The 22,413-nt window shown below is 61.5% G+C and carries 24 protein-coding genes; 7 read left to right on the plus strand and 17 right to left on the minus strand.

Annotation, left to right across the window (positions count from 1 at the left end; genetic code table 11):
• The first annotated feature begins 26 nt into the window (after nt 1–26).
• The 3 genes from J2Y48_RS11755 to J2Y48_RS11765 are packed head-to-tail and all read left to right on the plus strand — an operon-like array spanning nt 27 to nt 2,202.
• On the plus strand, nt 27–767 hold the full coding sequence (locus J2Y48_RS11755; protein WP_310417564.1) for a BtpA/SgcQ family protein: 741 nt from the start codon (nt 27–29) through the stop codon (nt 765–767).
• Nucleotides 764–1,282: an ureidoglycolate lyase gene (locus J2Y48_RS11760; RefSeq protein ID WP_310417568.1), complete on the plus strand. Its 519-nt coding sequence runs from the start codon at nt 764–766 to the stop codon at nt 1,280–1,282. The genes J2Y48_RS11755 and J2Y48_RS11760 overlap by 4 nt, the downstream gene beginning before the upstream one ends.
• The gene (locus J2Y48_RS11765; RefSeq protein WP_310417571.1) at nt 1,279–2,202 is read left to right on the plus strand and encodes a carbohydrate kinase family protein; all 924 of its coding nucleotides are present in this window, start codon (nt 1,279–1,281) and stop codon (nt 2,200–2,202) included. The genes J2Y48_RS11760 and J2Y48_RS11765 overlap by 4 nt, the downstream gene beginning before the upstream one ends.
• 289 nt (nt 2,203–2,491) lie before the next feature.
• Here J2Y48_RS11765 and J2Y48_RS11770 read toward each other — a convergent pair whose 3' ends face one another.
• Complete coding sequence (locus J2Y48_RS11770) at nt 2,492–3,166, minus strand: hypothetical protein (RefSeq protein ID WP_310417573.1); 675 nt, start codon at nt 3,164–3,166, stop codon at nt 2,492–2,494.
• Nucleotides 3,167–3,450: 284 nt separating this feature from the next.
• Here J2Y48_RS11770 and J2Y48_RS11775 point away from each other — a divergent pair, with 284 nt between their 5' ends.
• The 4 genes from J2Y48_RS11775 to J2Y48_RS11790 are packed head-to-tail and all read left to right on the plus strand — an operon-like array spanning nt 3,451 to nt 7,881.
• Nucleotides 3,451–4,140: a GntR family transcriptional regulator gene (locus tag J2Y48_RS11775; RefSeq protein WP_310417576.1), complete on the plus strand. Its 690-nt coding sequence runs from the start codon at nt 3,451–3,453 to the stop codon at nt 4,138–4,140.
• Nucleotides 4,133–5,671 carry an ABC transporter substrate-binding protein gene (locus tag J2Y48_RS11780; protein ID WP_310417579.1) on the plus strand — a complete coding sequence of 513 codons (1,539 nt, stop codon included), beginning with the start codon at nt 4,133–4,135 and terminating at the stop codon, nt 5,669–5,671. Before J2Y48_RS11775 ends, J2Y48_RS11780 begins: the two co-directional genes overlap by 8 nt.
• Nucleotides 5,672–5,731: 60 nt before the next feature.
• Entirely contained in the window at nt 5,732–6,766 is a 1,035-nt protein-coding gene (locus J2Y48_RS11785) for a succinylglutamate desuccinylase/aspartoacylase family protein (protein ID WP_310417582.1), read from the plus strand.
• The gene (locus tag J2Y48_RS11790; protein ID WP_310417585.1) at nt 6,763–7,881 is read left to right on the plus strand and encodes a beta-eliminating lyase-related protein; all 1,119 of its coding nucleotides are present in this window, start codon (nt 6,763–6,765) and stop codon (nt 7,879–7,881) included. Before J2Y48_RS11785 ends, J2Y48_RS11790 begins: the two co-directional genes overlap by 4 nt.
• Before the next feature lie 396 nt (nt 7,882–8,277).
• Here J2Y48_RS11790 and J2Y48_RS11795 read toward each other — a convergent pair whose 3' ends face one another.
• From J2Y48_RS11795 to J2Y48_RS11870, 16 genes are all read right to left on the minus strand, one after another.
• Nucleotides 8,278–9,003, minus strand: coding sequence for a GntR family transcriptional regulator (locus J2Y48_RS11795; RefSeq protein WP_310417588.1), 726 nt, complete (start codon nt 9,001–9,003; stop codon nt 8,278–8,280).
• Nucleotides 9,004–9,010: 7 nt separating this feature from the next.
• Nucleotides 9,011–9,778 (minus strand): amino acid ABC transporter ATP-binding protein, encoded by a 768-nt coding sequence (locus J2Y48_RS11800; RefSeq protein ID WP_310417591.1) that lies wholly within the window; start codon nt 9,776–9,778, stop codon nt 9,011–9,013.
• Nucleotides 9,775–10,470: an amino acid ABC transporter permease gene (locus J2Y48_RS11805; protein WP_310417594.1), complete on the minus strand. Its 696-nt coding sequence runs from the start codon at nt 10,468–10,470 to the stop codon at nt 9,775–9,777. The genes J2Y48_RS11800 and J2Y48_RS11805 overlap by 4 nt, the downstream gene beginning before the upstream one ends.
• Before the next feature lie 73 nt (nt 10,471–10,543).
• Complete coding sequence (locus J2Y48_RS11810) at nt 10,544–11,416, minus strand: transporter substrate-binding domain-containing protein (RefSeq protein ID WP_310417597.1); 873 nt, start codon at nt 11,414–11,416, stop codon at nt 10,544–10,546.
• Between the two features lie 125 nt (nt 11,417–11,541).
• Nucleotides 11,542–12,288 (minus strand): SDR family oxidoreductase, encoded by a 747-nt coding sequence (locus J2Y48_RS11815; RefSeq protein WP_310417600.1) that lies wholly within the window; start codon nt 12,286–12,288, stop codon nt 11,542–11,544.
• Nucleotides 12,289–12,294: 6 nt separating this feature from the next.
• A complete protein-coding gene (locus J2Y48_RS11820; protein ID WP_310417603.1) occupies nt 12,295–13,149 on the minus strand; it encodes a fumarylacetoacetate hydrolase family protein in 855 nt (284 codons plus the stop codon).
• Nucleotides 13,150–13,255: 106 nt separating this feature from the next.
• Nucleotides 13,256–13,999 (minus strand): SDR family NAD(P)-dependent oxidoreductase, encoded by a 744-nt coding sequence (locus J2Y48_RS11825; protein ID WP_310417606.1) that lies wholly within the window; start codon nt 13,997–13,999, stop codon nt 13,256–13,258.
• Nucleotides 13,996–15,150, minus strand: a complete 1,155-nt coding sequence (locus tag J2Y48_RS11830; RefSeq protein ID WP_310417609.1) for a mandelate racemase/muconate lactonizing enzyme family protein — start codon at nt 15,148–15,150, stop codon at nt 13,996–13,998. Before J2Y48_RS11830 ends, J2Y48_RS11825 begins: the two co-directional genes overlap by 4 nt.
• Nucleotides 15,151–15,175: 25 nt before the next feature.
• Nucleotides 15,176–16,084 (minus strand): aldose 1-epimerase, encoded by a 909-nt coding sequence (locus J2Y48_RS11835; RefSeq protein ID WP_310417613.1) that lies wholly within the window; start codon nt 16,082–16,084, stop codon nt 15,176–15,178.
• Complete coding sequence (locus tag J2Y48_RS11840; protein WP_310417616.1) at nt 16,081–17,232, minus strand: mandelate racemase/muconate lactonizing enzyme family protein; 1,152 nt, start codon at nt 17,230–17,232, stop codon at nt 16,081–16,083. Before J2Y48_RS11840 ends, J2Y48_RS11835 begins: the two co-directional genes overlap by 4 nt.
• 15 nt (nt 17,233–17,247) lie before the next feature.
• Nucleotides 17,248–18,039: an SDR family oxidoreductase gene (locus J2Y48_RS11845; RefSeq protein WP_310417619.1), complete on the minus strand. Its 792-nt coding sequence runs from the start codon at nt 18,037–18,039 to the stop codon at nt 17,248–17,250.
• A 16-nt stretch (nt 18,040–18,055) separates the two neighbouring features.
• A complete protein-coding gene (locus J2Y48_RS11850; RefSeq protein WP_310417622.1) occupies nt 18,056–18,853 on the minus strand; it encodes an ATP-binding cassette domain-containing protein in 798 nt (265 codons plus the stop codon).
• Nucleotides 18,850–19,848: an ABC transporter ATP-binding protein gene (locus tag J2Y48_RS11855; protein WP_310417623.1), complete on the minus strand. Its 999-nt coding sequence runs from the start codon at nt 19,846–19,848 to the stop codon at nt 18,850–18,852. The genes J2Y48_RS11850 and J2Y48_RS11855 overlap by 4 nt, the downstream gene beginning before the upstream one ends.
• Entirely contained in the window at nt 19,845–20,738 is an 894-nt protein-coding gene (locus tag J2Y48_RS11860) for an ABC transporter permease (protein WP_310417626.1), read from the minus strand. Before J2Y48_RS11860 ends, J2Y48_RS11855 begins: the two co-directional genes overlap by 4 nt.
• Nucleotides 20,735–21,454: a PIG-L family deacetylase gene (locus J2Y48_RS11865; RefSeq protein ID WP_310417629.1), complete on the minus strand. Its 720-nt coding sequence runs from the start codon at nt 21,452–21,454 to the stop codon at nt 20,735–20,737. Before J2Y48_RS11865 ends, J2Y48_RS11860 begins: the two co-directional genes overlap by 4 nt.
• Nucleotides 21,451–22,377, minus strand: coding sequence for an ABC transporter permease (locus J2Y48_RS11870; RefSeq protein WP_310417632.1), 927 nt, complete (start codon nt 22,375–22,377; stop codon nt 21,451–21,453). The genes J2Y48_RS11865 and J2Y48_RS11870 overlap by 4 nt, the downstream gene beginning before the upstream one ends.
• Nucleotides 22,378–22,413 lie beyond the last annotated feature (36 nt).

A 22,413-nucleotide genomic window follows, 5' to 3' on the forward strand; every position in this document is an offset into this window, starting at 1 on the left:
AGCGGCGCGACGCAGGAGAACAAGACATGAGCCGTCTCAGTGAGACCTTTACCACGCCGAAGCCGATCCTCGGCATGCTGCACCTGGCCGGCGACGGCCCTGCCGCCAAGCTCGCCCAGGCGGATGAAGAAGCCCGCATCATGGCCGGCGAAGGCGTCGACGGGCTGGTCGTCGAAAACTATTTCGCCGATGCCGACGATGTCGAGCGCGTGCTTGACCGGCTGTGCGGCCTCGATCTCGGCACGAAGATCGGCGTCAACGTGCTGCGCGACGATGCGCGCGCCTTTGCGCTCGCCGAGCGTTATCCGGTCGCCTTCATCCAGGTCGATTCCGTTGCCGGCCATCTGCCGCCGGAGGCCGACGTCCCGTTCGCCGCCGATCTCGCCGCCCGCCGCGGGAGCGTTTCGGCGCTGCTGTTCGGCGGCGTGCGGTTCAAGTACCAGCCGGTCCTGTCCGGCCGGCCGGAGGCCGAGGACGTGCGCATCGGCGCCGCCCGCTGCGACAGTCTCGTGGTGACCTCCGATGCCACCGGCCAGCCGACCGACATGGACAAGGTGGCCCGCTTCCGCGCCGCGACCGGCGGGACCGTGCCGCTGCTGATCGGCGCCGGCCTCACCGAAAGCAATGCCACCGAGCAACTGGCCCATGCCGACGGCGCCGTCGTCGGCAGCTGGTTCAAGCACGACCACAAGGATACCGGCCGCGTCGAGGCCAGCCATGTTGCCCGGCTGATGCGCATCGTGCGGGCCATCAGGAGTGCCGCATGACCGCCTCGGATGGCATTGTCGCCAGCCCGGTGACCGCCGAAAACTTTTCGCGATACGGAAAAGTCTACGACCTGACCGGCGATACCGACCCGCAGGTGATCTGGACCGCCGGCGATGGCTGGCGCGACGGCTTCACCCGCACGCCGCTCATCGAGGGATCCGGCCATCTCGGCATCACCCGCGGTGGCAGTGCGCCTTGGCACTGCACGGCGATGGAGCGGCATCCGCACACCGAAGAGGCGCTCTTCTGCGCCGCACAGCCAATCGTCCTGGCCGTCGCTCCGGCGTCGGACGCGGATGCGCCGCATCGTGACGAGATCGAGGCTTTCGTGATCGCGCCGGGCCAGGCGGTGGTGATGCACCGCAACGTCTGGCACGATGCCTGCCGCGGCGTGGCCGGCCCGACGCCCTACTACTGGATGGCGATCTGCGGCCTGGGCGAAAGCCCCTGGGTGCCGGTCGCCGGCGGACCACGCCTGGTCCGGACCGAAGCGGAAGAAGGATCGGGCGCATGACCGCCTTCTTCATCGGCGACGTCGCGCTCGACGAATATTACACCGCCGATCGCTGGCCCGGCCGCGCCGACAAGGGCATGGTGACGGAACTGCCGGCCGAGATCGGCGGCTCGATCGCCAATGCCGCCGTCGTGCACGCAGCACTCGGCGGCGAGACCCAGTTCATTTCCCTGCTCAATGGCAGCGCGCTGTCGCAGCGGCTGATCGCCGATCTGAAGGAAAACGGCGTCGGCGTCGACCACATGCTGATCGATCCCGCCATTGCGGAATCGCGCAACCTGATCTTCCTCGTCGATGGCGAGCATGTCGTGCTCACTGTCGAAATGGGCGAGCAGCCGATGTGGCTGACGCCAGCCAGCCTTTCGGCCCTGCGCCAGCCGGGCTTCCTCTACACCACGCTCTACCGCGCCCGCCGGCTGCATGCCGAGGCGGAGGACGGCGTCATCAAGCAGGCCGGGCTGCTGGCGGACCTGCGCCGCCATGGCCGCCGCGCCATCTTCGATCTTGACGTCGGCGGCTGCACCGCCGAGGACATGCCCTACCTCACCGGCGCCGCCGTCGTCATCTTCAACCAGGTCGGCTTCCGCACCGCCTTCGGCCATGACGACATCACCCGCATCGGCGACTGGATGGGCGATCACGAGATTGGCTGGGTAGTCCGCACGTTGGCCGCAGACGGTGCTGAGGCCAAGAGCGGTGAGACGCTGCTGCGCACGCCCGGCTTTGCGGTCGATGTCGTTGACGTCACCGGCGCCGGCGATACCTTCGGCGGCACGCTGACCTGGTGCCTGGCGCAAGGCCAGCCCTTTGCCGAGGCGCTGGCGTTTTCGGTGGCTGCTGCCTCCCGCTCCGTGACGATCCACGGACCGCGCGGCGGCAAGGCGAGCGCCGAAGACATTCACCGCTGGCGCAATGGATGAGGCCCGAGACACGGAGGCTTGTACCCAGGCTGACGATAGGCCGCCCCTGGTACGATCCCGGCAACAAGCGCATTGAATGGTTTCCGTCCGCTAGCAACGACTGGCGGATAGGCTGGGAGACGTCGATGGCGGGGCCCGACGGTGCCATCCTGCACGCGGCTTGGCGATCTCCTTCGACGGCTCAGCGTGACTATGTCGTATAGGAGAAAATCCTCAGCCTGCCTGTGTGAGCCGACATTTTGCTCTTTGACCCGCGCTCCGTCGCAGGTGGCAGTTCCCGACTGAAATGCTATCGTTTGGTTGCCATCCATAATACATGGCGGGCGCCACCACGTTTTCCATTGGCGCGCACATTCACCTCGTCGGTGGCAAAGCCAACCTCCCGCAATCGACGTGTAAAAGCACTATCCGGCGCGGATGACCAAACCGCAAGCACGCCGTTCGCGCGCAGGGCAACTTTGGCGGCACGAAGGCCGCTGCGGTCATAGAGGCTGTCGTTGGAGGCGCGCGTCAGCCCATCCGGACCATTGTCGACGTCGAGCAGGATTGCATCGTAAGCCGCTTTCTGTGACCGGATCAGCGCGCCGACGTCACCGATATTGATATCGACACGTGGGTCGTCGAGCGTGCCCTCGTGGAGATCTGACATCGGCCCCCGCGCCCAATCGACCACGGCCGGAACGAGTTCCGCGACCGTGACTCGGGCGTCGTCTGGCAATCCGCCGAGGGCGGCCCGCAATGTAAAGCCCATGCCGAGGCCACCGATTAGGATGCTGGCGTTTTTCCGCCGTGCAATCCGCTCACAGCACAGCGTTGCCAGTGCCTCTTCAGAACCGCTCAGCCTGCTGTTCATCAGCTCGGTCGAGCCGAGCATGATGGAAAATTCGCTACCACGCTGCTTCAGGCGCAACTCACCTCCATCGCCGGGAATGGTTGCGCGATCAAGCTGAATCCAGGGAAGCATCGGCGTATCTCGTTGTGTTCTGTTGTGTTGTAGGCGCCTCTTAGCATGGGCGCAGTGCTGAAAACACCGGAGTATCTGGTGGAATAGAGATTGATTGTCCGCAAACAGACCGCCGGCACCGCCTCAACGGTGTGATCAAGCTGCCAGTGCTCATCTAGGCGAATTTAGGGGCGCTCCGACAGGACATTGAGAGACCAATGGCTCGTGTCGAGCAGAAATCCTCTCATGGCGGATTGACAATTGTTGACAATCGACAATGATGTAGTTGATGGAAGGAAAAAGTGATGGAACTTGAGAAACTCAGCCTCGTAGATCGCGCGGCCCAGCAACTGCGCGAGATGATCATCGGCGCTACGCTGCCCCCTGGTTCAAGGCTGACCGAGCAGGATCTGTCGGACAAGATGCAGGTTGCCCGAGGCACAATCCGAGCGGCTCTGTCTGCAATGGCAACGGAAAGTCTCGTCGTGCGGCGACCTTATTCCGGCTGGGCTGTGCAGACGGTTGATGAAGAGGTTCTGCGTGAGAACTATCAAGTTCGCGGCGCCCTCGAGGAGCTTTCAGTGCGCCTACTTTCGACGGCACTGGAGGCTGACAATCGGGCGGATCTGGTTGCCTCCTATGAGCGACTTGTCGTCGCTGAGCGGGATGGAGGCGCTGAAGAACGTCTTCAGGCAGACCTGGGTTTCCATGCGGGTATCGTTCGGGCCAGCGGCAATAAACTACTGATACGCCAATATGAAGGGATCTCCGGACAGACCGAATGGCTTTACAGGTGGTCAGAGAAGAACTGGCCCCGACGGATCAATCTTCTTGAGTGGCACAAGCCGATCTTCGACGCGATCCTTGCACGAGACGAGGAAGCCGCAGCGACTGCCGTGCGCATTCATACGCGACGCAGTCTGCACGACGATATGCACGATCTGCAGAACAATCCATCGGACAATTCAAACGGAGAGCGATCAAATCATGGCTAATTGCATATCATCGCTTACACGGCGCGGTTTCTTGGCGGGAAGCGCTGCTGCTGGGCTACTAATGCCTTTTGGCGCAACCTGGGCTGCCGCTCCGCGAAAAGGCGGGGAACTGCGCCTCGCGATGGCCGGCGGTAGTTCGGACAATTCTTTGGACCCGCGGGCCTTTACCCAGCAAATGCAGCGGGTCGTTGGTGTTGCAGTTTGCAACCAGCTTGTCGAAATTCTCCCGGACGGCACGCTCGTGCCTGAACTAGCTGAGCGCTGGGAGAGCGACGATGCGATCAACTGGACTCTCCACATCCGTCAAGACGTTTCATTCCACAATGGGAAAACGTTGGAGGCCGATGATGTAGTTTATTCGATTAACCTTCATCGCGGCGAGAACACAACCTCTGGCGCCAAATCTCTTTTCGGGGTGATCGCCGAAATCGCTGTCAACGGTCGCTATGAGGTGAGCCTCAAGCTTGACAGCGCAAATGCAGAGTTTATGCGCACCTTTGCTGATTACCACGCAATGATCGTCCCGAAGGGGTTCGAGGATTGGACCAATCTAATCGGCACTGGCGGCTACACTCTTGAGAGCTTTGAGCCGGGAATCCGAGCAACCCTGAATCGCAATTCCAACTATTGGAAGGCGGATCGTGCGCATGTCGAGCGTGTCGATCTGACGGTCGTCAATGACGCCACCGCCCGCGTTGCTGCACTTCAAAGCGGTCATGCAGATATAATAAATCAGGTAGACCGCAAAGTTGCTGCATTCATTGGTCGGAACCCATCGCTGGAATTGGTGCGCTCACCGGGCGCGGTGCACTGGACCTTTATCTGCGCTTTCAACGCTGAGCCGACGAGCAATAATCATGTTCGGCAGGCGCTGAAATACGGCTGCGACCGGCAGGCAATGCTCGATGTCGTCATGGGAGGGCTCGGGGCGCTGGGAAATGATCACCCTATCTCGCCAGACAATCCATATTTCAACGGCGCGCTGGAGCAGCGCAGTTTCGACCCCGATCGTGCCAAATTTCATCTCAAAGAGGCCGGGCTCGCGGAATTTTCTCTGGACCTCTATACTTCGGATGCAGCCTTGCCAGAAGCGGTCAGCCTGTCTGAAGTCTATCAGAGTAAGACCGTTGCCGCCGGCATTAAGCTCAATGTAATTCGGCGTCCTGCGGATGGCTATTGGTCCGACACCTGGATGAAGAAGCCCTTCGCAGTTTCGAGCTGGCTTAATCGACCCATCGATCAGACCTTTTCCTTGATTTACGGCACTGGTTCCGCGTGGAACGAAAGCTACTGGTCAAACGATCGGTTTGATAAGCTTCTGGCCGAGGGCAAGGCCACCCTCGATTTCGACAAGCGCAGAGAAATCTACGGCGAGTTGCAAAGAATCCTGCATGATGAAGGCCCCAGCGTGATCCCAATCTTCGCAGATTTTCTCGATGCCAAGTCCACTCGGATCAAGGGTTTTGAGCCAAGCGGAGTGTCGGATCTGTCCGGCGACCGGATCATCGAGCGTGTCTGGATCGAAGAATAAAGACGGATGCCAACAGTGGCTGGTTACATTCCCAGCCACCGGCGCTAGCGGAGATCTCAAATGTCATTGTCAGCAGTGTGGACCGACGTCGATCTGGAGGCCCCAGGTCGACAGGTCGGGTTCATTCGGGTCGAGCACTCGGTGCATCGTTCAGCATATGGGACAATTCCGATCCCATTCGCAGTTTTTGCCAACGGTCAGGGGCCAACTCTTCTCCTGATGGCGGGTTCGCACGGTGACGAGTATGAGGGACAACTCGCCTTGACCCGCCTTATTCGCGAAATCGATGTGGGTCGGATTCACGGCCGGATCCTGGTGTTGCCGGCCGCCAATCGACCCGCTGTGGCAGCAGGGCAGCGCACCTCGCCGCTGGATGACGGAAACCTAAATCGATCTTTTGGCGACAGTTACACCGATACCCCAACCGGCTGTATTGCGGCCTTCATCGCCGAGGAGTTGTTCAGCCACTGCGATGCGATTCTAGACCTGCACTCCGGGGGCAGCTCCCTGGATCATCTGTCGTGCTCTTATGCAGACCTCGGCACTGATAAGGTGATGGCGCAAAGAACATTTGCGGCCCTTGAGGCTATGAACGCACCGTTTTCCTGGGCACAGCCGGGTTGTCCGAGCGGACCCGTGGCTGGTCGAGCGGCACTCCGCAAGGGTGCGATTCACCTCTCCGGGGAGTTCGGCGGTGGCGGGCGGCTCAAGCATGACGCCTTCGAAGTGGCTGAGCGCTGTATTTATCGTGTGCTCGACCATTTTGGTATCCTAGCGATGGAGGAGAAATGGCGAGTCGAAACCCCGACACGTTTCGTATTCAACATTCAGGACCATTTCGTTTACGCGCCGCAGGCTGGAGTGCTCGAGTCCCTTGTCAAGCTAGGCGACACGGTTGAAGCAGGTCAGCTGGCCGGCTACTTGCACCGGCCGGAAAGCCCTTGGGAAGCACCTTTGGAATTGCGATTCAGGACCGATGGCATCGTTTCTGTCATTCGCACAATGGGGCGTAGTCGGGAGGGCGATTGTCTGTTCCAGCTTCTGGGCGAGACGGAACGCGAAGAAATCCTAGCGGCGATGGAAAATCTGGCGTGAGTGATTTTCGTTCGGACAACACATGCCCGCCGGCTCCCGCCGTTCTCGCCCGGTTGCAGCACGCTCTGGCTGCTGGTGGTTCGGCCTATGCAGAGGACGAAATCACTTCAGCGACCCGCGCCAGTCTCAGCCAGATTTTTGAACACGAGGTTGATTTCTTCCCGATCTTTACGGGAACGGCGGCCAATGCCCTGGCCATTGCTCAGCTATCAGACCGATTTGGTGAGGTGATCTGCCACCGCAATTCGCATATCTTTCTCGATGAATGCGGTGCGGTCGAGTTTCATTCTCAAGTGCGGCTTCGGCCAATTGAGGGTCGCCACGGCAAAATACTGCCAGAGAGCCTGCCTCCGTTGATGGACAGCGGAGATCCGCATCGCGGCAAACCAGCCATCCTTTCCCTGAGCCAATGCACCGAGACAGGGTTAGTCTATCGCCCTGACGAAATCGCTTATCTTGCGGGAAAGGCCAAGCTGGCGGGATTGCGTGTGCATATGGATGGCACTCGGTTTGCAAATGCAGTGGCGTTTACCGGAGCGTCTCCAGCAGAATTGACTTGGCGAGCCGGGGTCGACGTGCTGTGTCTTGGCGCGACCAAAGGAGGAGCGATCGGGGCAGAGGCCGTGATTTTCTTCTGCCCCGACGATGCCCGAGAATTTCGACGGATGATGAAACGAGCCGGCCATCTCGGGGCCCGGATGTGGTTCCTTTCAGCGCAAATCCAAGCTTGGCTCGACGGTGAGTATTGGTTGCGCGCGGCAGGTCACAGCAACACCATGGCCGCAATGCTTGACCAGGCGCTGCGGGCGAGTGGTATTCAGCCACACTATCCGGTCGAGGGTAATATGGTTTTCGTCGAGATGAGCTCCGATCAAAGCCAGATGCTGGCTGATAAGGGCTTTCTCCATTATTTCATGGAACAGCCAGATGGGCACCTGGTCGCCCGTCTGGTGACATCACACGACACCCAGCCGGCAGAAATCAAGGCGCTTGCCCGTGCTATCGAAGAGTGTCTCGCAGCTTCGTTCACGACAGCGGGGAAGCAAACAGGCCGTGTCGGCAGCGAGGCTCTGGCGAATGTCCCGTGTCGAGAACGCCCGAAATCCCGCCTGTAACGGCGCTATGCTGATTCCTCCGGTGCTCTTCATCTTGAGTGCTCCGCGCTTTGCCAGAGCCGCCATAGGGATTGCCTGGGCGCGCGAGACCGCGGTTCCGTTGCCTGGCTCTAAATTGAGCATGACAGCAAACCCGATGCGGTTCACCGACCGCTCGCCGAGGCCTGGCGGCCACAGTTCACGAAGGCAAAACCGCAATCGGAATTTGCCGACCGGTCATTGGCCGACGATGCCTAGGTTGGTGGAATTTTCGCATGCTCACTGCGGGTGTGCCGCGGAACGCTTCAAAAAAGCCATGCCGACGGCGGCATTCGGCGTCGCCCTTGCTGCCATCGATTTTGTTCGTAGCAAGCTCGGAGATCGAGCCGATCGGCGCCGCGTCCGGTTGGAACCACCTCAATCGCGCGCCAGGCGGATCGCCGCCGGCGTATAGTGTTTCTCCAGTACCTGCTCGATATCGGCGGCAGAGCCATTGCGCAGAAAATCCACCAATGTCCTGTGAAGCTCGACCTCGCCGGCTCGGTCGGCAACATTGGCCCAGTCGCGCAGAAAGACGATCATTGTATGCTGGGATAGACCCTCCCAGATGCCGCGGGCGAGTTGGTTGCCCGAATGTCGAACGATGGCACTGTGGAATTCGAGGTCAATCGTGCTGAGAGCAAGCGGATCGCCGGACCCTGCAAGCTCACCCATCCGGGCGACGATCTGGTCGAGTTTGCGGATCAGTGGTGCGCGATCGAAATCGTTCTTCATGATGTGCCGAAAGATGATGCATTCGACGGCGTATCTCAGTTCGTAAAGCTCAGCGATACGCTCGTCATTGTAGTCGGAAACCCGCACGCCGCGCTGGCCGCCTTCTACGAGCACACCGCGCAAATGTAACTTTTGGATCGCCTCGCGTGCCGGCACGCGGCTGACGTTGAGGGTCGACGCAAGCTCGGCCTCGGTGATGCGCTCGCCGGGGCTCTTCTCACCTATCGCAATTGCTAGGACGATGCGTTCCTCGACCTCGTCGGCGGTGGTTTTGGGCCGTTGGATGGCTGAGAGTGCTGACACACGGCCGTCGCCGGGTGTGAGTTGCGAATGACCCATGTCGCTCTCTCCGGTGTTTCTTGTTTTCATGGACGATTTATCCTGCCGATGCCGGGTTGACGGAGCGGAGAAATGACCGCGTGCGCGCCATGGCTGGTGCGGTGAAGAACTGCTCCGGTGGTGCATCCTCGACGATCTGACCCTGATCCATGAAGATGACCCTGTCCGCAACCTGTCGCGCGAAACCCATTTCGTGCGTAACAACGATCATGGTCATGCCGTCCGCCGCAAGGCTACGCATGACTTCCAATACTTCTCCGACCAACTCAGGATCAAGAGCACTGGTCGGTTCATCGAATAGCATGGCTTTGGGCCCCATGGCCAAGGCCCGGGCTATTGCGACACGCTGCTTCTGGCCACCCGACAACTCTTCAGGATAGGCATCGACCTTGTCCGCAAGTCCGACGCGTTCGAGCAGAGACACGGCGCGCTTCTCCGCCTCCGCGCGGGGAACGCGGCAGACCGTGATCGGCGCTTCCGTGATGTTGCGCATCACGGTGAGATGCGGGAACAGGTTGAAATCCTGGAATACCATGCCCAAATCGCGGCGTGTGGCATCGATCTCGGCACGTGGGCGCGGGAACATTCGGCCGTTGACAATGTCGCGATAGGCGGGAACGCCGGCGAGCATGATGGTGCCGGCTTCAGGCTCTTCCAGATAGTTGATACAACGCAGCAGCGTGGACTTTCCCGACCCCGAAGGGCCGATGATGCAGACAACGTCGCCGCGGGCCACTGAGAGCGAAACACCCTTTAGAACGTTCAACGCGCCGTAGGATTTCTCTATGCCGATCAGCTCGATCATGCGGCCTTGCCTTTCGTATAGCAGCGCTTTCTTGCATAGCCGCTGCTTGTCCGTTTTTCCAGCCAGCGTACAAAGATAGCGGCCGGATAGCCTACGCTGAAGTACATGATCATGCAGACGGTATAGATGGTGAAATACTGGTAGGTGCGGGCCGCGATGATCTGCCCGGAAAACAGCAATTCCTGAACAGTGACGACGGAAGCCAGCGCCGTATCCTTGAACAGGGAGATGAAGTAGTTGCCGAGCGCCGGCGTTACGGTCCGCACCGCCTGCGGCAGGATGATGCGGATGAAGGCTCGGCTCCGCGACATACCGAGCGCTGAGGCGGCCTGCCATTGCCCTTTCGGCACGGACAGGATGCCGGCCCTATAGACCTCGCTCAGATAGGCTGTGTAGTGCAGCGTCAGCGCCAGGATCGCCGCGACCATACCGTTGAGCCGGATGCCCACACCCGGCAGGACGAAGTAGATGTAAACCAGTTGCAGCACGAGCGGCGTTCCTCGCAGCACCTCGACATAGATGCCACTCACCAGTCGGATCAGGAACGAGTTGGACATCCGTGCCAGCGCGACGGGCACTGCAAGAACCAGGCTCATCGTGATGACGGCCAGCGTCATCGCGATTGTTATCCCGAAGCCGCGCAGCAGCACGTCATAGTACTGGGTAACAACCGAGAAGTTCAGTAGTTCCATCGGGGTGGTCTCCTCTGGCACAAGGAGATGGAGGCGCGGGGTCTTCCCGACGCCTCCATCCCTTGTGAAAAGATCAGTTTGAGACCGGGAAATAGAACAGGTTGCGGTCGCTCAGACCGTTCTGGCGCAGGACGGCCGAAACCTTGCCGTTGCCGCGCACCTCAGCCAACGCATGAGATATGGCCGTCCGCAGAGAGCAGTCGTCCTTGCGCATGCCGTAGCGGGCGTATCCATAGCCATAGGTAAAGATCAAATCGTCCGGGATTGCCACTCCGGCTACCATCTCGATACCCGCTCCCTGGTTCTCATTGATGAAAGTGGCGACTTTCACATCATCTTCCAAGATGACGTCGACGCGACCCTGCGAGAGGCTCATGAACTGATCGGCGTCGGTCTGGAACGGCACGACCTCGACGCCCATTGAGCGCAGGTATTCATCTGCAGCCGACCCGGCGATGGCGCCCACCTTGTGCGACTTCAAATCTTCGAAGCTTTGGATGCTCGAGGGGTTCCCTGCCAGAACCGTGATCGCGGGGCCATACCACCAACCGGGACCTGTGAAGCTGATGACCTCGAGCCGGTCGGGCGTGACATGAATGTTGGCTGCGATCATGTCGATGCGCTTCGACAAAAGCGCCGGCGTCAATGAGCTAAATGGCGCAACTTCATAGCTGATCTTGGTGACGCCCAGCCATTGCAATGCTGACTCGACGATCTCCACGTCGATCCCTCCAGCCTTTCCATTCGCTGGATCGATCGAGGTGTAGGGCGGGCTTGGGCTGATGCCCAGCACGATGCCATCGGACAGGGCCTTTTTCAGCGAACCATCGCCCTCGCAGGCCGCGAAATCCGGCTTGAACTCGAAACGAAAGTCCTGACCTGCTTCTTCTGCTCTGATCTGCGAGGAGGCAAATGTCGTCGCGACGAGGGCGCAGGCGGCCAGCATAGAGGACAATTTCATGAATGCACCTTTTCTGTTGGAGTTATGTCAATCTTCGGTTCAGAACAAAGTTTGCATATGGTATACCGTATGTCAAATACTTCACTGTCTGTAAAAGCACTTGGCAATCATTAGATGGTGATACCCCCATCGACATTGATCGCCTGGCCGGTGATAAAGGATCCATCCTCTGACGCCAGAAAGGCGCAAAGGCCGGCGATCTCCTGCGGTGTGCCGAGCCGGCCCAGCGGCTGGCGGCTGACGAACGAGTTGTAGGCGACCTCACGGGAGCCCGTACTCCGGGCAAGCTCGTCGATTCTGACTTCGAGCGAAGGTGATGCCACGGTTCCGGGGCAGACGCAGTTGGCGCGAATCCGTTTGGTGACATAGTCCGCAGCAACGGATTTGGTCAGGGCGATGACCCCACCCTTGGCAGCACCATACGCGGCGCGGCGGGGCATACCCTTGATCGAGGACACCACAGAACCGATGGTGGTGATCGAACCGCCAAAGGTCGTCATCTTGGGGACGGCGGCGCGCAGCACGAGGTATGCGCTGTCGAGCGTGATTTCCATGGACCGGCGCCAGTCTTCCGGCTCGCATTCCTCGATCGTGCCCTGATGCACGTAGCCCACGGCATGGATCAATATGTCGATCCGGGAAAATTTCGCGAAATAGGCATCTACGGCTTTGGCGCAGGTCCCATCCATTGTATCGATGTGCGCACAGGCTAGTGTCGTAAGGAGCGACGGGTTGAGGTCGCTTGCATGAACCTCTGCGCCCTCTGCGGCTAACCGCTCCGCCACTGCGCGCCCTATGCCCTGGCCAGCTGCGGTAACCACCGCGATCTTGCCTTCCAGACGTTGTGTGCTTGCCATTGCCGCTCAGCCCTTCGCGTTTAGCGGCGTCACGATCTGACGCTGCTCGCCCAGCCCCTGGATGCCAAGTGTCACGATATCGCCTGGCGACAGGTAACGCGGCGGCTTCATGCCGAGACCGACCCCGGGCGGCGTTCCGGTGCAGATCAGATCGCCCGGCTGGAGTGCACAGAATTCGCTCATGTAGGAAACGATCGTGGGTACGTTGAAGATCATTTTCGAAGTCGAACCGGTTTGCATCCGCTCGCCGTTCACATCGAGCCACATCGCAAGATTGTCAGCCGGGCCGAGCTCGTCAGTCGTGGTGAGTATGGGGCCAGTAGGGCAGAAATTCGGGAAGCTCTTTCCCTTGACCCATTGGCCGCCACGCTCGATTTGCCATGCACGTTCCGAAACGTCGTTGACCAGAACATAGCCTAGGACGTGGTCGAGCGCGTCTTCTCTGGCAATGTCCAGCCCGCCCTTGCCGATCACCACGCCCAACTCGACCTCCCAGTCGAGCTTGGTCATCCGGTCCGACCACAGGATCGGATCGTCAGGGCTGCAATAGGTGGAAGATGCCTTGCTGAATAGAATCGGCTCATCCGGGATCGGCATGCCCGATTCTGCTGCATGGTCGGAGTAGTTCAGCCCGATGCACCAGATGTTGCGGGGCGCCGAAAGCGGTGCCAATACTTTCGCCGCGGTTCGATTGACCTCCGGCAACGCCGACAGGTTCGCTGCGGCGAGGGTTGGCGCCAGCGACATTGCCGTTTCCGGGCCGAAATCGCTCACCAGTGACGAGACGTCGCGCGCATGTCCCCGATCATCCAGAACGCAGGGAATGATGCGTCCGCCAAGTTCGAGCCGAAGTAGTTTCATGTGATCGCCTTTCTTTGGATTTCAGGGGCTTTTATTTATGAGCTCGACCTGCGGCTTGGCCTGCCTTTGGCGCAACGCATCGCTCGCCGGTGCATCCCTGACACAGTCAGTACGTTGCGCGCCCGCCGGACAGGTCGAAGACGGCGCCGGTCGTGAACGAGTTCTCTTCCGAGACCAGCCAGGCGACCATGGACGCCACTTCCTCGACCTCCAGGAAGCGTCCGCGCGGGATTTTGGAGAGCATGTAGTCGATGTGGGTTTGCGTCATCTGGTCGAATATCGGCGTGCGCGCTGCGGCAGGGGTGATGCAGTTCACCGCGATATTCTGTCCCGCAAGTTCCTTTCCCAGCGACTTGGTCAGCGCGATGACGCCAGCCTTCGCGGCAGAATAGGCGGCAGCGTTGGGATTTCCCTCCTTACCCGCAATGGAGGCAATGTTGACGATCCTGCCGTACCCGCGCGCCTCCATTCCCTTTGTCACGGCCTTGTTTACGTTGAAGGTGCCGTTGAGGTTGATGTCGATCACCCGTTTCCAGTCGACGTCTGGATAGTCCGAAAGCCGATGGTTGGGGCCGGCGATGCCGGCGGAGTTGACGAGAATGTCGACCGGACCGAGGGCCACTTCGACGTCTGCCAGCGTGGCGGCGACGGATGAGGCATCCGCGATGTCCACCGTGAAGGCTTGCGCTTCTGCGATGGTGTTCGCTGCCCTGACGGCGGTCTCGGCGTTCATGTCCCAGATCGCCACCTTCGCGCCGGAGGACGCGCATCTTTGCGCGACCGCCAGTCCGATACCCTGACCGCCTCCGGTCACGACCGCTACGCGGCCTTCAAGATCGATACGATTCATTTCTTTTCCTCTTGCTGGGGGCAGGGCGAAGCGAACAGGGTCCTGCCCTGCACGCGGATCTCGACCTCGACGCGATATTTTGCGAGCGCGTCCGGGTTGATCTCGATTCCCAGGCCAGGGGCGTCGGGCACATGAATCAGGCCCTCGGCATCCGGCGTGATGCGGTTCAGGGTAAGCTCACGCGCAAGGGAACGCAGTTCTGTTGGATATTCGCAGATCTTGTGCTCCTTGAGCCCGGCATAGGGTTGCAGCGAGGCAGAGAGCGCGAGGTTGGAGGTGAAGGTATGGTTGACATAGGTCACGCCACTTGCCGCCGCATGATCGGCCACCGCCTTGGCTGGCCCGAGCCCACCGATGCGGCCGCAGTCGATCTGGATGTATCTCACCCCACCGAAGTCTATGAGGTGCTTTGCCATCTGGCTCGTGTGCGCGGCCTCGCCGCCGGCGATGCCCACCTTGTCCGTTTTTTGCGATAGCGCCTTGTAGGCGTTGAGCGCATCCCCTCTGAAAGGTTCCTCGAACCATGTGACCTCGAAGCGCTCCATGGCCTTAAGCCGCGCGGCGGCGGCCGCGACGTCCTCGCCGAACACCTGGCCCGCATCGACCAACAACACTCCGTCCACGCCCAATCCGGCACGGGCAGCCTCCAGCTGAGCGATGTCGCCTTCAAGCGAGGCTCCGAAGGGAGCCCAGCCGAATTTTGCTGCCCGGAAGCCTTGGGCACGGATCGCGCGCGCGCGGTTCAGGGTTTCTTCGGGGGTGCCGCCGAAGAGCACCGAGGCATAGGGCAGCTTGGGCCATGCCTTCTGGTAGCCCAGAAGCTTCCAGGCTGGTTCTCCCCGAACCTTACCCAACAGGTCCCACAGCGCCATCTCGATCCCCGACCAGGTGTGGGCCGCTTGCAGGAGATCCATGGAATTGTAGGCGACATCAGCAGCCATGGCGCGGATGTCGTCGGGTGAGGTCAGGCTGCGGCCCAGCACTGAGGCCGACACCGGACGGCAGGCGCCATGCGACATGGGCGTCACAAACGCGGCAATCGAGACCAGCGGCGAGGCCTCGCACTCGCCCCAGCCGATCGACCCGCCCGCGGCCACACGTACTACCAGCGCATCCTGGCTGCCGTCCGCCGCGGTCGTCACCTCCGGCATGGAAAGGTAAAAGAAGTCTACAGATTCAATTCTCATTGCCGGAAGTCTCCAAGGCCGTGTGGATGATGCCCAGAGTGAAGCCACCAGAAAGGGTTTCACCGGGCGCGAGTATATGGGCGCCGCCGCGAGCGGGATCCTCGTCGAGCCAGTCAAAGCCGCAGGGAGCGCAGGTCTGGGGTTCCAGACAAAAGGTCTCCGGATCCTCTGCCGGGCTGTAGACCATCAGTCGCCCGAAAACCGGATCGGCCAGCAACTCCACGCCTATGCCGATCGCGGGCCAGTTGATGCGGGCAATGCGGGACCAGCCCTCGTAGCAATTGTTGAAGGCACGGCGCGGAAAGGCGCGCGGAGTTGAATGATCGGCTTCATCCGGCACCAGATCGAGTGCCAAGGTTTCGCCGTCCGGGGTCAGCCGCCAGAAGCCAGAGGCATCGAAGCCGACATGCGCGATACCATGTCGGGGAAACCATGGATGGAGGCCCAAGCTGAAGGGCATGGCGTGCTCACCACGATTGGTGATGTTGATGCACACACGCAGACCTTGCTCACCAAGCTCGAAGTGCTGTTCCGCCCGATAGCGCCAAATACCGTCGTCGGTCTCCAGAGACAGAGTTGCGGATTTCCTGTCACTGCGTTCGACCCGCCACGGAAGACGCCAGCCGGAACCGTGAAAGTTCAGCCGGCTGCCGCCCATGTTCGGCGCGACCTCGAACTGCAGTCCTTGAAAATCAAAACGGTTGTCGCGCAGGCAGTTCGCGAACGGCAGCATTGGAAACATTGCGGCATGCAACGCATCCGTGGCCCCCTCGGGAAGGGGGCGCAGAAGCGAAAAGCGCTCCTTGCCGCGCGAGAGCTGAAGTCCTGCAACGGCACCACCGCTTGCGGGGGCAAGCTGGAGTGTCAACGCCCCGTAGGTGAGGTCGAGCCGTTTCATGTATCCGCCAGCAGTGCGACGGTTTCCATGTCGGCCGAGATGTCTGCCAGGCTGTCGAGCTTCAGCTTCAGCCCCAGGCCGGGCGTCTGGGGAATGTCTAGCATGCCCTCCGCATCAAGCGCCCACGGTGTCTGGACAATGTCGTCGATGTAGGGCGAGCCGCCAATGAACTCGACCAGATCCGTGTCGGGGAAGGCCGCGGCAAGCTGCAGGTCGGCGGCGAGGCCCACGGCCGTGTTCCATCCATGTCCGATGTACTTGATGCCGAAGGCATTGGCCATCTGGGCGATGCGCACCTGCTCAGTGATGCCGCCCACTTTGGTCACGTCCGGTTGGACGATGTCGAGCGCGCGCGCTTCGAACCATGGCAGGTAGGACTGGCGCCGCGTCAGGCATTCGCCGGTCGCGATCGGTACGGGGCTCTGGAGCCTGAGCTGGCGGAAGTCATCCAGCGCGTCCGGGTTTAGCGCCTCCTCGAACCACGCCACGTCGTAGTCATGGAGCATGCGGGCGGTGTTCAACGCCCATTTCAGGCCGTTCGGCCAATAGGCATCACTGGCGCCGGCATCGACCATCAGCTGGCAGTCGGCGCCCGCACCCTCGCGCGCGGCACGCACGATGTCCTCGTCCAGACGGGCATTGTCGCGCCGCCCGAACGGACCCCAGCCGATCTTGATGGCCTTGAAGCCCTGCGCACGGAAGAAGGCCGTGCGTTCGCGCATGAGATCGGGTTCTTCCATGAGGATCGATGCGTAGGCACGCACCTTGGTGCGGTAGCTGCCGCCCAGCAGCCGTGCGATCGGCTGTCCGCAGATCTTGCCGAAAATGTCCCAGAGCGCGATGTCGACGCCTGAGACAACGTGGGTCAATGTTCCGCCTCTGCCCATCCAGAACGTGTTCTGGTGCAGCTTTTCGCTCACGCGCATCGGTTCGTTGGCGCTTTCGCCCATGAGCAGCGGGCGTAGGAGATCGAGTCCCGCCTTGACCAGCCTCGCATCGGTGAAGACGGACCCGATCCCGGTCACCCCGTTGTCGGTCTGGACGACGATCAGGCTATGGATGGAATCCTCGGGCTTGATCTCGTTCGACCATCCGCCCTTTGGTGATTTTCCGAAGAGGCCAAGGGCCTCGACTCTGGTGATTTTCATGCTTACCTCGGCAGGTCAGAAAGTTGCGGAAATACCGCCATCGACCAGCAGGATCTGGCCGGTCACATAGCTGCAATCGTCGCCGCAGAAGAACATAGTCGCGCGAGCGATCTCTTCCGGCGGTGCGGGGCGGCGCAAGGGTATGCGCCCATATTTGATGTAGACATCCCTGAACCAGTCGGCCTCGTGCTCGTGGCCGCTGCCGTCAGGCAGGATTGCCATGCGAGTGTCTACGAAGCCGGGGCAGATGCAGTTGACCAGTACCCCCTTCGGCGCAAGGTCGACCGCGAGCGCGCGGGTCATGTTGACCACACCGCCCTTGGCAATGGCGTAGGCGAGGCTGTCGGTGGTGCCGCGGATCCCGAGGATCGAGGCGATGTTCACGATCCGCGCATGCGGCGAGGCCGCCAGCAGCGGGAGCATGGCCTTTGCCGTCCAGAGAGCCGCATTCTGATTGATTTCCTGCACCTCGGCATAACGGCTGCGCGTCAGTGCATCGAGGGGCGTGGCGTCGAGGATTGCCGCATTGTTGACAAGGATGTCGAGGCCGCCTAGGCGGGCCTGCGCGGTGCGGGCCATTTCGGCAAGTTCCGCTTCGGCGGTGACGTCACCGCGGAAAGCATGAACCCTTGCTCCGCCCCTCGACAGACTGTCGGTCGTGGCGTCGAGTTCCGGGCCGTCGATGTCGACCAACAGCACTGCGGCACCCCGCCGTGCAAGTTCAGCGGCGATGGCCGCTCCTATCCCGCGGGCGGCACCGGTAACCAGGGCACGCCGATTGGCGAGTGAGCGAAGATCTTCGGTCATTTTGCATTCCGATTGTTCAAATGGGGGTGTCAGTCACCCGATTGCGGTCGGGAATGGCGGCGAGAAGGGCTCGGGTGTAATTGTGAGAGGGCGCGTCAAAGACCTGTTCGGTCGCCCCTTGCTCGACCACCTCGCCCAGATGCATGACGAGCACACGGTCGCAGAGATATCGGATCACCCGCAGATCGTGGGAGATGAAGATCAGCGACAGACCGAGCTTCTTTTGCAACTCGACCAGCAGTGCCAGCACCTGGGCCTGGACGGACACGTCGAGCCCGGAGACGATTTCGTCGCAGATCAGCACCTGCGGCTCCAGCATCAGCGCCCGCGCCAGATTGACTCGCTGGCGCTGGCCGCCGGAAAGCTGGGCTGGCAGGCGGCCAGCGATGTCAGGGTGCAGACCGACCATCTCCAGCATCTGCGCGACCCGTTGCTGGCGTTCGGATGTCGGGCAGATCCCGTGGATCGCGAGAGGTTCGGCCAGTGCCTTGCCGATCCGCATCGTCGGGCAGAGCGCCGTGAACGGGTCCTGGAACACATATTGCACCTGGCGTCGCAGCGCGCGCCAGTCAGCTTGCCTCCGTACCGGCGTGCCACGGAAGGCAATCTCGCCGGAACTTGCGGACTCGATGCCGATCATGATCCGCGACAGCGTGGTCTTGCCGCTGCCGCTCTCGCCAACGATGCCGAGGATCTCGCCCTCTGACAGGCTGGCACTGACCTGTCGCAGGGCATGGTGATGGTGGATCTTGCCTTCGCGGCGGCCGGTAAAAACCTTGCCGATTGCGGAGGCTTCAAGAACGGGAGCGGTCATGGCAGTCCAGCCCTTCCTTCCAGTGCGAAGCGATTGCAGGCAACGCGGTGTCCCGGTCCGGCTTCCGTCCATTCCGCGCGCCTGATCTCGCAAACCCCTGCAACCGGCACAGGGCAGCGATCGCGGAAGGGCGCTCCGGTGCCGATCGTGCCCGGCTTCGGCGTCTGTCCCGGTATCGGGCGCAACGGAGTGTCACGGCTCGAATGCAGCGTGGGCGCGGAACGCAGGAGGCCGCGGGTATAGGGATGACAGGGGTCTCGCAGCACATCGACGACCGCCCCGGTCTCAACCGGCTGACTCGCATACATGACCATCAGGCGGCCACCGACCTCGGCGGCAAGGTCGAGATCATGGGTCACGAAGATCAGCCCCATGCCGAGTTCTTTCCGCAGCCGCTTCAGAAGCGTGACGATCTGGGCCTGGATGGAAACGTCGAGGTTGGTCGTCGCCTCGTCGGCAATGATGAGTTTCGGTCCGGCCGAGAGCGCGAGCGCGATGGCGACCCGCTGGCGCATGCCGCCGGACAGTTCGGAGGGATAGCTTGAAAGCCGGTGCTCGGGCTCAGGCAGGCCGGCCAGCCCCATCACCTCAATGGCGCGGGCCCGTGCCTCCTCCCGGCTGCACTGCCGATGCGCCAGCACCGCGTCGATGATCTGTCGCCCGACACTCAGCAGCGGGTTGAGGGCCGCCGTCGGGTCCTGGAAGATCATGGCGATCTCGCCGCCGCGCAACTGCCGCCATTCGCGTTCGTCGAGGCCCTTCAGGCTTCGGCCCTGCCACTCCAGCCGATCGGCGCCGACTTTTGCCGGATCCGGCTGGATGTTCATCAACGCTCGGCACAGCATCGACTTGCCGGATCCGGATTCTCCGGCGATGACGAGGCTTTCGCCTGGCGCCAGCCGGAAGCTGACGCCATCGACGGCGCGGAACGGCCCGTTGCGGCCCGGAAAGGTCACGGTCAGGTTCTCGACCTCGAGCAGTGGGGTGCCGGTCATGCGTCGGACTCCTTTGCGCGCAGTTTTTCGGTCCTTGATTCAAGCCCGTCGCCGATCAGCACGAGGCTGAGCGAGGTCAGCATGATGGCAAGGCCGGGCAGCGTGGTCAGCCACCAGGAGGTGGTGATGTAATCCTTGCCTTCGAGCATGATGCCGCCCCAGCTCGCGGTCGGCGGCTGGATGCCCATGCCGAGGAAGGAGAGCGTTGCCTCGAAGACGATCATCGCGGCAGTCTGCATCGCAGCCAGGACCATCAGGCTGGGCAGGACGCTTGGAAAAACGTGGAAGCACGCGATGCGAAGCCGCGAAGCGCCGATGACCTCTGCCGCTTTGACGTAGTCCTTGGAACGCTCCTGAAGCGCGATCGCGCGCACGACCCGCGCCACGCCCGCCCAGCCCGCGAGCACCATGAGCAGGATCAGGACCGGTACCGAGGGCTTGACCGCGCTGGTGATCGCGATGGCGAGAAGCACGTAGGGAAAGGCGAGCTGGATATCGATCATGCGATCGACCGCTGCGCGCAACAGTTGGGGGCCGAAAGCGCGCATCATACCCAGAACCGTGCCTAGGAATAGCGAACCAATCATGCCCGCGCCAGCGACCATCAGCGAAACACGCCCGCCGAACAGCACGCGCGCCAGCAGATCACGCCCGATGGCGTCGGTGCCGAAGATGTGGTCGGCAGACGGCGGCTTGCGCACGGCAAGCAAGTTCACTGCATTCGGGTCGGCCGCTGTCAGAATTGGAGCCGCCGTCACGGCTGCGCCGATTGCCGCAAGCAACAACAGCCCGGCAGCCAGCGCCGGGGTCAGCTCGAGCCGGGCGAGAACCCCGCGCCGCGCCTTCGGACTCCCGGAATCGAGGCCGGCATAAAGGCTTGTCGAGGTCATTTTCCGAACCCCGGCAGCAGTGCCCAGGAACCGGTTCGAGGGTAGGTGCGCACCTCGCGGAAACCTTCGGCATAACGGACGCCGGCGGCATGGCCGCGCGAGCGTGCCTGATCGATCATCATGTCGGTGATCGAGGTGTCCTCGCCATAGACCGCACGCATCCAGCTATCCTGGCTTTCGTGGCAGAGGAGCATCCGCTTTTTCAGCTCGAAGACCGGGGAAATGTCGACATAGGCCTCGGGCTGGAAATCGACGCTGCCGACGGTGTCCATGTAGAACATGTGCGGGATCTTGCCGATGGCGGGCAGGCTGGTTTCGACCAACCGCACCGAGGCGGGGATGCGCGCGTCTTCGGCCACCTGGCCCGCGATCCTGTGGTCGGGGTGATAGTCGTTCAGCGAGTGGATGAACATGACATCCGGATCGGCCTGTCGAATGACGTCGATGAAACGCTCGCGCGTGGGGCGCTCGTTCATCAGCCATTCGTCGTCGAAATTCATCCAGATCAGTTCGGCGCCGATAAGGTCGCAGGAAGCCTGCTGCTCCTTGCGCCGCACCGCCGCGATCTCTTCACTTGGCAAGGTGGGCGAACCGACATTGCCGTTGGTGGCCACGGCCATGACGACCCTGTGGCCCGCCTGGGCATAGAGCGCGAGTGTGCCGGCGCACAGGCATTCGATATCGTCGGGATGGGCTCCGATGGCGAGGATATTCATAGCTTCTCCATGCGAATGCGGGGATCGACGGCCGCATAGGCGAGGTCGATCAGCAGATTGACGATGACGAAGAGACTTGCCGTGATGATGGTGATGCCTTGGATCAGCGGGTAGTCGCGAGCCTTCATCGCCACGAGAGCGAGTTCACCAATGCCTGGAAAGGCGAAGATCACTTCCGCGACAATGACGCCGCCTAATAGATAACCCACGTCGACGCCGATCACGGTCAGCAAAGGCAGGCAGGCGTTCTTCAGGGCGTAGACGAAGGTTATGCGATGCGGCGAGAGGCCGAAGGCATGCGCGGTGCGGATATATTCCTCGCCGAGCACGCCGCGCATGGAGCTGCGCAGCACGCGAAGTTGCGTGGGCAGTATGGAAAGCGCCACCGCGATCGCCGGGAGGATCAGGCTGGAAAGGCCATTGTAGCCTCCGGCCGGCAGCCATCCGAAATTGACAGCGAATAGCATCACCATCAGCGCCCCGGTCCAGAATACCGGAGCCGACTGGCCGAGCGTGGCCAGAACCGTGCTCAAAACTGCCCAGACCGATCGCGGGCGAGTAGCGGCCATCGCGCCCAGGAAAACAGCCAGAACCAGCGATATCGCAAGGGAAACGCCAGCAAGCGCCAGAGTCTTCGGAAGGGCAACAGCAATCAGCTCGCTCACCGGTGCCTGGAAGCGAAACGACATGCCAAGATCGCCGCGCAGCGCGCTTGAGATGAAGGAGCCTAGTTGTTCAACGATAGGCCTGTCGATGCCGAAATCACGTCGATACTGCTCGATTACGTCGGGTCGCGCGAACACCGGCGCACGGATGCGCGCCGGGTCTCCAGCTGAAAGACGCAGGACCACGAACACGGCGACGGTGATGGCCGACACGACCACCAGGGCCTGAATGATCCGTTGCAGGATGTAGAACTTCATGGAAACCTCGTGGGCGGAAGGGCGTGCCTGTCACAC

Origin of the sequence: Mycoplana sp. BE70 (assembly GCF_031455855.1) — a bacterium.
Classification (GTDB): Bacteria; Pseudomonadota; Alphaproteobacteria; order Rhizobiales; family Rhizobiaceae; genus Mycoplana.

Coding starts and splice junctions, on each gene's coding strand:
- J2Y48_RS11800 (WP_310417591.1), bottom strand. CDS start 9,778: ATGATCGAGCTGATCGGCATAGAGAAATCCTACGGCGCGTTGAACGTT.
- J2Y48_RS11760 (WP_310417568.1), top strand. CDS start 764: ATGACCGCCTCGGATGGCATTGTCGCCAGCCCGGTGACCGCCGAAAAC.
- J2Y48_RS11870 (WP_310417632.1), bottom strand. CDS start 22,377: ATGAAGTTCTACATCCTGCAACGGATCATTCAGGCCCTGGTGGTCGTG.
- J2Y48_RS11855 (WP_310417623.1), bottom strand. CDS start 19,848: ATGACCGGCACCCCACTGCTCGAGGTCGAGAACCTGACCGTGACCTTT.
- J2Y48_RS11755 (WP_310417564.1), top strand. CDS start 27: ATGAGCCGTCTCAGTGAGACCTTTACCACGCCGAAGCCGATCCTCGGC.
- J2Y48_RS11845 (WP_310417619.1), bottom strand. CDS start 18,039: ATGACCGAAGATCTTCGCTCACTCGCCAATCGGCGTGCCCTGGTTACC.
- J2Y48_RS11840 (WP_310417616.1), bottom strand. CDS start 17,232: ATGAAAATCACCAGAGTCGAGGCCCTTGGCCTCTTCGGAAAATCACCA.
- J2Y48_RS11795 (WP_310417588.1), bottom strand. CDS start 9,003: ATGAAAACAAGAAACACCGGAGAGAGCGACATGGGTCATTCGCAACTC.
- J2Y48_RS11765 (WP_310417571.1), top strand. CDS start 1,279: ATGACCGCCTTCTTCATCGGCGACGTCGCGCTCGACGAATATTACACC.
- J2Y48_RS11775 (WP_310417576.1), top strand. CDS start 3,451: ATGGAACTTGAGAAACTCAGCCTCGTAGATCGCGCGGCCCAGCAACTG.
- J2Y48_RS11830 (WP_310417609.1), bottom strand. CDS start 15,150: ATGCCGGAGGTGACGACCGCGGCGGACGGCAGCCAGGATGCGCTGGTA.
- J2Y48_RS11770 (WP_310417573.1), bottom strand. CDS start 3,166: ATGCTTCCCTGGATTCAGCTTGATCGCGCAACCATTCCCGGCGATGGA.
- J2Y48_RS11820 (WP_310417603.1), bottom strand. CDS start 13,149: ATGAAACTACTTCGGCTCGAACTTGGCGGACGCATCATTCCCTGCGTT.
- J2Y48_RS11810 (WP_310417597.1), bottom strand. CDS start 11,416: ATGCTGGCCGCCTGCGCCCTCGTCGCGACGACATTTGCCTCCTCGCAG.
- J2Y48_RS11865 (WP_310417629.1), bottom strand. CDS start 21,454: ATGAATATCCTCGCCATCGGAGCCCATCCCGACGATATCGAATGCCTG.
- J2Y48_RS11825 (WP_310417606.1), bottom strand. CDS start 13,999: ATGAATCGTATCGATCTTGAAGGCCGCGTAGCGGTCGTGACCGGAGGC.
- J2Y48_RS11835 (WP_310417613.1), bottom strand. CDS start 16,084: ATGAAACGGCTCGACCTCACCTACGGGGCGTTGACACTCCAGCTTGCC.
- J2Y48_RS11815 (WP_310417600.1), bottom strand. CDS start 12,288: ATGGCAAGCACACAACGTCTGGAAGGCAAGATCGCGGTGGTTACCGCA.
- J2Y48_RS11785 (WP_310417582.1), top strand. CDS start 5,732: ATGTCATTGTCAGCAGTGTGGACCGACGTCGATCTGGAGGCCCCAGGT.
- J2Y48_RS11850 (WP_310417622.1), bottom strand. CDS start 18,853: ATGACCGCTCCCGTTCTTGAAGCCTCCGCAATCGGCAAGGTTTTTACC.
- J2Y48_RS11805 (WP_310417594.1), bottom strand. CDS start 10,470: ATGGAACTACTGAACTTCTCGGTTGTTACCCAGTACTATGACGTGCTG.
- J2Y48_RS11860 (WP_310417626.1), bottom strand. CDS start 20,738: ATGACCTCGACAAGCCTTTATGCCGGCCTCGATTCCGGGAGTCCGAAG.
- J2Y48_RS11780 (WP_310417579.1), top strand. CDS start 4,133: ATGGCTAATTGCATATCATCGCTTACACGGCGCGGTTTCTTGGCGGGA.